Source organism: Candidatus Thiosymbion oneisti (assembly GCF_900092655.1).
GTDB lineage: Bacteria > Pseudomonadota > Gammaproteobacteria > Chromatiales > Chromatiaceae > Thiosymbion > Thiosymbion oneisti.
In genome coordinates, this window is the sequence record NZ_FLUY01001380.1 from 1 (window position 1) to 10,399 (window position 10,399).

7 protein-coding genes are annotated in these 10,399 nt (G+C 52.9%); all 7 read right to left on the minus strand.

Annotated elements, in window-relative coordinates:
• Positions 1–178: 178 nt before the first annotated feature.
• Complete coding sequence (locus BQ17_RS14150; protein WP_089728129.1) at positions 179–1,297, minus strand: FIST signal transduction protein; 1,119 nt, start codon at positions 1,295–1,297, stop codon at positions 179–181.
• 402 nt (positions 1,298–1,699) lie between these two features.
• Positions 1,700–3,481: a hypothetical protein gene (locus BQ17_RS14155; RefSeq protein ID WP_141699288.1), complete on the minus strand. Its 1,782-nt coding sequence runs from the start codon at positions 3,479–3,481 to the stop codon at positions 1,700–1,702.
• An 869-nt stretch (positions 3,482–4,350) separates the two neighbouring features.
• Positions 4,351–5,058, minus strand: coding sequence for a glycosyltransferase family 2 protein (locus tag BQ17_RS14160; protein WP_089728132.1), 708 nt, complete (start codon positions 5,056–5,058; stop codon positions 4,351–4,353).
• Positions 5,055–5,771: a TylF/MycF/NovP-related O-methyltransferase gene (locus BQ17_RS14165; RefSeq protein WP_089728134.1), complete on the minus strand. Its 717-nt coding sequence runs from the start codon at positions 5,769–5,771 to the stop codon at positions 5,055–5,057. Before BQ17_RS14165 ends, BQ17_RS14160 begins: the two co-directional genes overlap by 4 nt.
• Before the next feature lie 146 nt (positions 5,772–5,917).
• Complete coding sequence (locus BQ17_RS14170; RefSeq protein ID WP_141699290.1) at positions 5,918–7,588, minus strand: sugar phosphate nucleotidyltransferase; 1,671 nt, start codon at positions 7,586–7,588, stop codon at positions 5,918–5,920.
• A 182-nt stretch (positions 7,589–7,770) separates the two neighbouring features.
• Complete coding sequence (gene parE / locus BQ17_RS14175) at positions 7,771–9,657, minus strand: DNA topoisomerase IV subunit B (protein ID WP_089728136.1); 1,887 nt, start codon at positions 9,655–9,657, stop codon at positions 7,771–7,773.
• Positions 9,658–9,693: 36 nt separating this feature from the next.
• On the minus strand, positions 9,694–10,399 hold a 706-nt coding region (locus BQ17_RS14180; RefSeq protein WP_141699291.1), incomplete at its 5' end, for a tetratricopeptide repeat protein.

A 10,399-nucleotide genomic window follows, 5' to 3' on the forward strand; every position in this document is an offset into this window, starting at 1 on the left:
CGACGCCCCTCTGGCTTGCTGAGAAGGCAAATTTGCGCAAAATATCCTAACCAGTCTGGAATCCATAAAGAGCCAAATTGATAATGGAAGATGAAATCCAAATTTATCACCTACCTTCTCAAACAAAAGATATTTTGGTAATTGACAGCCATACTCTGTAGTGTAGAGAAGCTTACCATCAGGTAAAAAGCGTCAGCACGCCTGTATAGCCATAGAGTCGGTCCTGGAAGATCTCGCCGTTTGCGTAGAAGCCGACCAGGGGGAAATCCCCCAGCTCCGAGGCGATGAGCTTGAGCTCGTCGGAATCCTCACCGAATAGGTTACGGCCACGTCCCAGGCAGGAAATGTAGATGCCGCCCCGCGGCGATCCGTCGAGGGTCTTTTTGATCGCCGTCAGCATGCGTAAAAGATCCTCTCGCGCAGTATTGGCGTCACGCCGGCAAAACATCACACGTCCGCCCTGCTCGACCAGGTCGCCGATGGCGACGAGGCCATTTTGCGGATCGATGCCGACTAGGCTGCGTACCAGATAGTCGCCGGTATCCGAGCCGGCGATGGGGAGACCGACGAAGATATAGCCGCCGATGCGGGCTAGATCCCGGGACAGGATCTTCCCAATATCCTCCTTCAACACATCTAGGGCCGGGCGCCCATCGAGCTGAATCATGATGTTGCGCTGGGCCTCGGTGACGACCCGGTGCGGACCGATCGGGACACAGCCCTGACTCAGGCGGGTGACTACACCCACTTCTTGGGAAAAGAACACCCCCGCGACTCCGCCTTGGGTAAGCCCGTCCGCATACAGATAGGTGCTTTCCTGGGAGCTGGCCAGACCACCGACCAGGAAGCCGGAGACCGTGCGCTCGGCTAGCTGCTTGACCAGGGCCTCGGTAAGGGGATTGGAAGGATCGGCGTGGACCAGCCCGAGGAAGGGCTGATGGGTTTTGATCCAGTCATTGTTGCGCCTCGTAAAGTCGTCCAGGTCCTTGAGGATGGGGGAGAAAACGCGGAAGGAGTCGTCAGGGAACTCCCCGATCATCGCCGCCACTGCAGATTGTTCATAGTACTCGACCCCGGTGGCGCAGATCCCTATGCCGACGGTACCCACCCAATGCGTTACCCCGGTGGACGCGCGGAAGCGGTCGAGCACCTCGCCCATGTGTCCCGCGAGCGCATCCGTAACATAGAGAATCCCCAAATTACCCGCCTCGGGAACTGGCCCAAGTGTGGCGAGGCACTGATCCGCCGCCTCGCGCCAATCAGCGCCGGCTGCATGTCCGAATGAGAAACCTGTCATCTCTGCGTTCTCCGGGGGCTTGACAGGGCATATGGCCTTGGCGGATCGTATCCAGAGCCTTGAGCCCAATGCCATTGACTTAAGGATTATGAGATCGGTTCGTTTGGCTCCCACCGCGTCATTCCGGTAAGTATTGCCGGAATCCAGGTGCCATGGATGGCAAAAACAATCGGGTGGTTGAACAATTACGATGATTTAAGTTAATGGCATTGGCCTTAAGCCCGCATATATGGCGGGTCCAGGATCAGGCAACCGGGTACGAATTCTATCCCTAGTTGCTTATCCTGTCCCCTCTCGTCGTCCGAATGATACGCGCCCGTCTGGCTATGCACCAGAGTGCGTTGACCTTTAGAAGGTCCGCGCATATGAAAACAGTCGGTTAGAGTTAAATGTCAATGGCTCCTAGTTTCCCATCCACATGACTATCGGATCATTTGAGAGATATGCCAATTCGACAGGGCGATCAATGCTCAGAGTAATCTCCCTGATCTCATTAATTGAGATAGGTACCTTGGACGAGAGCATAAGCAGACCTCCCTCTGAAGGCAGCTCACGCGAACCAAGCAGATATTTGGTGCTGCCGTCTTTCATTACAATATCGGCCTGGGCATTAGCGTCCATCGCTTGAGCGGTAATCGGTTTGACAAAAACAGCTAATGCAAGCAATGCCCGATTATCGGAAACCTCCTGTACAGGCAAATCAACACTGCTGGATATACCACTTACCGGCAAAGGCTGAAAATAATGGCTCCGGTTAAAGTCATCAACATACAGATTATGCGAAGGTCCAATAGGAGCTAACCGAGAACAATTCCTTCGAAAAAGCCATGTAATAGGCTCGGTAGGCACACAAACTGCAGCACCTGAATCAATGACAGAGGCCATATTCTGCCATTGCGAATTATTCAACCTTGGGAAGTCTGGCGTACGGTTTAAGGTACCAGCAAAGGAAAACCAACCGGAAATATAAAACCACACTAAAAATAAAGTAGGGGCCACTCCGGGTATCGCGGAATAGAAGCGCCCCTGGTTTTGATTAACCACAGCAGAGATCATACCAACTACAACTAAAATAACACCACAATATCCAACCATACTATGCCGATACATCCGAAAACCGAGACTAGGCGTTACTTCCGGCGGACTGACAAGCCTCTCCATGTTGGGGCTCCAGAAATTACTCAAAGCAAAGACATTTAGAAGAACACTGAAAAATAAAATACTTAATCCAACTAAAATTAGAGCACCGGAATGGGTACGGCGCCTCATTAGAATATAGACACAAACAACCAACAACAACAAACCAAACCACATGGGTTGATAGAGCTCAACCGGTAACCTGCCTGCGAAGAAAGCACCGAGCAAGCCAACAAAATACTTAATTGAAGCGATTAGTTTATCGATAAGAGTAAAGTCACTCTTGGAAACCCAATGCATGGTGCCAGCAGAATGACTGAATGCCATCCTTATGAGCTGTGCCAGGCCGAGGATCGAGCTAACAATGGTAATGAGCCTGAATCTTGTTTTGCCGACAAAAGCAACTAAGATCATGGCAGGCAGCACAGACAAAACAGCAGGCTTTGAAAGCATAAAAATGGGAACGAACCAGCTCCACCGTGGGACCTCATGAGACCTCTCAACAAGCGCAAGAGCGGTAACAACAGCAACCAAAAAAGCAGAGAAATAGGTGAAATTTATAAATGTTCGGGTCCCGAAATCAGCAAGCATGAGTACTGCAATAGCAGCCCAGAATCTCAAAAAGTCGCTCTTTACAAGGACCCGAAAAGGCCTGAGACAGAATGCACCCACCATAATCCCTGTGGCCAATATGGCAGACCACGTATAAAAGTAGGGAATGGAAGTTGCCGGCAAATTTAATGAGCTGCCGATAAAGGCCAGTATCCTTTGCGGCAGTGGAATGTATCCGGCATCAGTTGAGAAAAACTTTACCGCGATCGAGGAAGCGGTTGAATTCGGATAGTAATTTGTAGCCATCTCCGCCCACATCTCTCCGCCCAAAACCCATTCCGGTTGCATGGCTAGCAGGTAAATACAATAAAATACGATGGACGTAATAAAGAGTACTGTCGGTCGGTTGTAGTCGGCGGAATCAACCGTAGGAAAAGACTCATCATTCGGAAAGAGCCAATTGCGAAAACGGTGAGCAAACGATATTATTCGCATCAGTATCACTCTAATTATTACTGAGATTATTTTACACAGCGAATGCGATATTTTTCAGCATTCCAGTCCAAAAGGGCAGCTACTTGATCGATAGAAAGCGGGCTAAGCTTCTAGAGGATTGCGACCGATATCAGAGCAATACTCCATGACCGATGATTTGAAATCAACCATGGCTCACCCCTAATTTGGAAATTAACCATCCGAGCTTTCCAAATTCGCGGAATGAGGCATCTGGAGCCTTTTCGTCGACACCAAGAGGGGTGCCTTCATGAATCTTCTGCAAGTAACCGCGCTGATCTTTTCCCGCCCTCCGCGTATATCAGTTACGGAATTATCCCCTATCATCCAAATACAGTCTCCCTTTGGACGCATCTTCTCTGGCGCGATCTGGTAGTGGTAAATTTTTAAGGCTCTTTATGGATTCCGGACTGTTCACGATCATGGAAGGTACTACCGGAGGTTCTGGAGTGCGGCGGCACCCTGACTTCAGGACCTACCGGAATCCGCGATACCCGATGTAACCACAGCGTTGGCATGGAACACTGGCCCACCGCCGCTTTGGATTTGGCGATGCGTCCGTCTCCAACACAGGCTTTGCGGCCAGGGGAAAGCGCCGTCGCCGCGGCGCGGGTGAAACCTTAAGTGCCCAGATTCCCGGCAACCGCCGCTGGTATCCCCGCTGTCGAGGTTTGATTCGGACGCGCCGCTTTGCCGGCGCACTCCAAAGCAGTCCGGAATCCATAAAGAGCCATTTTTAAATGGTTAGCGTAGAAGGGTTCATTATGCCCCGTTGCTTGATTTGATTCACTCTCCTCGATCCTCTCCCGGAGGGAGAGGGGGTGCTGCGTGTGGCGTGCCCAACAAATCATTCAAATATTAACCACTACCATGTTCTTTTTCAATTGAAGACTGAAGTCCACTGTTCTGCGAATGAACTTCCACTTGGCCGCCCAGTTGACATTCCAGTGTGAAACGCCATGGGCCCGCTCGCCGAACTTGACCGGAAAACGATGCACTTTAAGTTCGTGCATTTTGGCCTGATAGTAGGCGTACAAATCCAGCGAAAAGTCGTGCGGCGGGGATTGCCAGGTCTCAAAAAACCTACGAGAAAACATCGTCGGCTGGGCATTGATATCCCACATGGGCCGTGCCAACAAGAGTGTCTCAAATGCACTCATGCCGACAGTGAACACTACATCCATGATGGGCCGACCATAGCGTCGCCCTTTCACAAAGATGCCATCCCCGTGCCGATCAAAAAGCTCCAGACCTTTTTGCGCATCTTGAGGGTCGGTCTGCATGTCAGCATGTGTCCAACCCATAATATCACCTCTGGCAGCCCTTAGACCTGACAGAATTCCAAATCCATAGCCTTGGTTCGTCTCGACGCGAACGGTCCGACAGTTCGAATATCTTGGAAGTAGTTTTGACAATACTTCCAATGATTTGTCTGTCGAACCATTGTCAACCAATATCACTTCAATATCGCTGCCGGAGTCTAAGGCCATGCAGCGGTCAAGCAGCAAAGGTAAGTTTGTTGCTTCGTTGTAGCAGGGGATGGCAAGGGAAAGTTTCATCGGATTACCTCGGATACCACGAAAACCACACCGCCCATACCATAGGTAAATACCTGCCGTACTTTTACTCCGGATTTGGAAACAAATTCATTAAAAGCCCGTGCAACGCCGCGTGACTCAGCGCCCCGATAGGAATAATAGTCATCAAGAATAATGAAGGTGCCTGCTTGTATAGTTGGAATACAAAAAGTAAGGGCGTCATATGCGCTGGAGTATGTGTCACTATCAATAAAGATCACGCGTGACTTAGTGATGTCCAAATGAGACGCACCATTTTTCAATGACTCACTAAAGAAACCCGGAATCAGTTTGAAATCAAGTCCTGCGGCAACCCGCCGAACTCTGCGATTGACATTGGATGAACTTGTGGAAAAATTTTCATCGGTGTAGAAGGGGTGTTTGTCCTCCTCCGTCAGGTCACCGAACCCGGCAAACGAATCAAATCCGTAAAATTTCGTGCTTGAAATCTTTGGAGCTATCTTGGCTAATTTTTTACAGCATCTAATAGAGTGACAAAACGAGCTGCCAGTAAAAACACCGAACTCAAGATAATCCCCCTCTATGTCTTCAATTGCAGAAAGGTAGTGGACTTTCTTTAAGGCATAGTATTTTTCCAGATTATGAATGATCGCCGGATTGATGCCGGCGATAAATACCGAGGCTAGGTCTTGCATAAAATCAAGCTTCGAAAGAAAGCCAAACTTATTTGTCATCACGACAATCTCCTATGTGACGCCCTTATTTTTTCCAACTATACAAGAATGAAATATCGAAATGCTGCAATAGCAGGTAAAGAAGTTGATTATATTTGAGCCAATCCCGACAAACAGGTAGCGAAAAAACCCAGAAGTCAATTTCATTACTTCATTAATGCCGGCAGAGCCGGACGTGTAGCTCTATATCTAAACTTGAGAAGATCGATAGCATTCTGGGATACTCGTGCATCCTTTTCCAGCCCATAAGGATGGCATTCCCATTTGTGAAAACATGACTGCCAATATTCGAAAGTGAGTAGGTCATTAGGAGTACCCCAGCACAAGTAACTGTCGACTTCAAACAAACGGCAATTCATCCCGAGCGCGATCGCATCGTTGATACATGAATCGATATAAAACTCACCGTTAATGTGTCCATCACGGTCGATGAGCCGTTCCACTACTCGGCGGAAATCTTCTGCACGACGAAATGTGAATGTCCCAAGGACAATCGGATCGGAAGTCGGGCTATCGAGAGGGGTTTTGACTGAGATGGAACGGATCACTCCAGCTTTGGCATTGATCCATCCATACATCTTCGGGTGACGTATCGCATTGGGGTAGCCACGGACTCCCCATACGATGACGTCTACATCCGGGTCGCCGACTAAACTTCGGAAGGCCGTAAGGTCATACAAGGCACCATTATCACAGGTCCCAATTGTGATCGGGCCCGGTACGTCCCCCAGTTCCTCGGCTATGGCATCCAAACCGATCAAGGCCGTGCATGCCTGCCCCTCAGTTACCTGATTGATCGTTTTGATGATCGCTTTGGGATAGAGTCGTGTCAGTTCAGTCGTTACTTCCCGATGGCCTTGCATATCGGACCTTAGCACAAAGACATGCTGTTCGGCAGGTGGCAAGTCATGTGTTGCCTGAGCGACCATGGGTTGTCCGGAAACAGGTATCAGGGGTTTGGTTAGCGAGTAGCCCCCAGCGGCAAAACGCTGACCGAGACCGGCCATTGGTACGATCACAGTACCCATGGTTTGAGACTTGACCACAGTGGTAGCCACCAACTGCCGGAAAGCTCTGGACCACATGTTGTACTCGGCAACATCTTCCGGCGTTCCCCACTGCATGAAGTGCTGAAGCGGATAAACGGCCACAGGTTGTTTGTTGGCAAGCAGCGGCCTATACGCGAGACTGACGTAGTACTCTCCCCCTACATTCAAATCCTGCTCCATTGCCGAACGAAATGCCTCGCTCATGATCCGTGCGGTCGCGAAGTAGTAGGTTCCACTGGATGCATACTCCTGCATCCGATTACTTGTATATGGCTGCTTTTCCTGAATATCTTGAACCCAGCCGCCTGTTTCTCTCATGTAGGCGTAGTTCGTGTTGCCAAAGGAATGCGGGTGAAAACCCTGGTACGCCGGAATTGCGCCGACACACTCGACATCACGCACGAATTGCTTAAAATGTCCCCAGTCCCAATAACATGTGAAATCGCAGTAATTCACGATTACTGGTCGAGTTTGATCAAGCATATCTTCAATCTGGCGAACGGCATAAACCGGACCGAGCTTGTGCGGTGGAATGCCGACTATACGCCCACTTGAGCAGTACTCTTTTAGGATTGCTTCCATGCGGTATGCAGGTTTATTCAGATGCTCCTGATTACAGACAAAGATGAAGTTACTTTCACCAGGAAACATATCAATAATATGCGCAATAACTGGCTTGTCCTCGATTTCGATGAGCGGCTTTGGAACGGAATATCCTGCACGGCGAAATCTCTCACCAAAGCCTGACATCGGAATGACAATCTGCATAGAATCGCTCATTTCTGGCTTGGAACAGAGAATAGCTCTTTACTGGGGTGTCAAATCCCGCAGGGTTATAGACCTTATTTTTGAACAGATTTGGCTGTTTTTGGTACCAGTTCTTCATCGCCTGAAAGGGTGGAATATGGCCTGAATTCAAATAGAATCGCCCATCTCGTACACAAGCCCGCTCAAACCTCGGCCAAGTCTCCCTTCTCCTGCAACCAGCCGCGCCGGTCTGCCGCCCGTTTCTTGACCAGCAGCATGTCCATCAAGGAATTGCTTGCTTCCCGCTCCTCCACCGTGAGCTGGACCAGGCGCCGGGTATCGGGATGGATGGTGGTCTCCCGCAGCTGCATGGGGTTCATCTCGCCGAGCCCCTTGAAGCGCTGCACGCTGACCTTGCCCCTGAGCTTCTCCGCCTCGATGCGATCCAGCACGCCCTGCCGCTCGGCATCGTCCAGGGCATAAAAGATCTGTTTGCCTACGTCGATACGGTACAGCGGCGGCATCGCCACATAGAGATGTCCCTTTTCTACCAGGCTCGGAAAATGCTTTAGAAACAGGGCGCACAAGAGGGTCGCGATATGGGCACCATCCGAGTCCGCGTCGGCCAGGACACAAATCTTGCCGAACCGCAGCCGTGAGAGATCACTGCTGCCCGGGTCCACGCCGATGGCAACGGCGATGTCATGTACCTCTTGTGAGCCCAAGACCTCGGCGGGGTCGACCTCCCAGGTATTCAGGATCTTACCGCGCAGGGGCATGATGGCCTGAAACTCCCGATCCCGGGCCTGCTTGGCCGAGCCCCCGGCGGAGTCGCCTTCCACCAGAAAGAGCTCGCTTTGCTCGGGATCGGTGGAGGTACAATCCGCCAGCTTGCCGGGCAGGGCCGGCCCCTGGGAGACCTTCTTGCGCGTCACCTTGCGCCCGGCCCGCAGCCTGGCTTGGGCGGCGCCGATCGCGAGCTCGGCGATACGCTCCGCCTCGGCCACATTCCGATTGAGCCACAGGCTGAAGGCGTCTTTCACCACGCCGGAGACAAAGGCGGCACACTCCCGAGACGAGAGCCGCTCCTTGGTCTGGCCGGAAAACTGAGGGTCCAGCAGCTTTATCGACAGGATATAGCTGCAACGCGCCCAGACATCTTCCGGGGTCAGCTTGACCCCCCGCGGGAGCAGGTTGCGAAATTCGCAAAACTCCCGCACCGCCTCCGTGAGCCCGGTCCGCAGACCATTGACATGGGTGCCGCCCTGGACCGTAGGGATCAGATTCACGTAGCTCTCGGTGACCGGATCGCCATCCTCCGGCAGCCAGACCAAGGCCCAGCTCGCGGCCTCATTGGTCCCCTCCAGGTTGCCGACAAAGGGATCGGCGGGGATGGTTGCGAGACCGGCGAGGGACTGGCTCAAGTAATCCTTGAGGCCATCCTGGTAACACCAGGTCTGCTCCTCACCGGTGGTCTCGTCACGGAAACCGATCTCGAGTCCGGGACAGAGCACCGCCTTCGCCCGCAACAGATGCTTCAGCGGCGACCGGGAGAATTTGGGGCTATCGAAATACCCTTCATCCGGCCAGAAACGCAGAGTAGTACCGGTATCGGTGCGTCTGACGTCGCCGATTGTTTCCAGCGCCGAGATCTTGTCACCCTGGGCGAAGGCCATCCGGTACTCCTTACCGTCGCGCCGGATCCGGACCTCCAGACGCCTGGAAAGGGCGTTCACCACCGAGACCCCAACGCCGTGCAGGCCCCCGGAAAACCGGTAGCTGGCGGTAGAAAACTTGCCCCCGGCGTGCAGCTTGGTGAGGATCACCTCGACGCCGGGCAGGCCCTGCTGGGGGTGCAGATCCACCGGCATGCCGCGACCATCGTCTCTGACCTGCAGAGAGCCGTCGGCGAAGAGTACCACCTCGAGCCTGCGGGCAAAGCCGGCGATGGCCTCGTCCACACTGTTGTCGATCACCTCCTGGGCCAGATGGTTGGGCCGGGTGGTATCCGTATACATACCCGGACGCCTGCGTACCGGGTCGAGCCCGCTCAGGACCTCGATGGCAGAGGCATCATAGCTGCCGCTCATGGCCGGGTTTGGGTTTCCTTCATCGAGGGTCCTGGGTCATTTCCCCGGCTGATCCGATCTCAGCTGTTCCAACCAGCCCTGGACCTGTTCCACTTGCGGCTTAGCGCCAATATCCTGGAAGAGCGTCAGACTCTTGCGGTACATGGACTCGGCCCGGTCCAGCTCGCCGCGGGTTTTATAGAGGATGCCCAGGTTGCCATATTTAACGGCCATGCCCGCCTTGCGCCCCAGCTCCTCGTCGATGGCCAGGCCCTTGCGGTACATGGATTCGGCCTGATCCAGCTCGCCGCGGGTTTGATAGAGATTGCCCAGGTTGCCGTACTGGTTGGCCATGCCCGCCTTGCGCCCCAGTTCCTTATCGATGGCCAGACTCTTGCGGTACATGGATTCGGCCTGTGCCAGATCGCCGCGGATCTGATAAAGGATGCCCAGGTTGCCATATTTAGCGGCCATGCCCTCCTTGCGCTCCAGTTCCTTATCGATGGCCATGCCCTTGCGGTACATGGATTCGGCCTGATCCAGCTCGCCGCGGATTCGATAGACGTTGCCCAGGTTGCCGTAGACAGCGGCCATATGCTCTTTGTGCCCCAGCTCCTCATTGAGAGCCAGGCTCTTGCGGTACATGGATTCGGCCCGGTCCAGCTCGCCGCGGGTTTGATAGAGGATGCCCAGGTTGCCGTACTGGTTGGCCATGCCTTCCTTGTGCCCCAGTTCCTTATCGATGGCCAGACTCTTGCGGTAC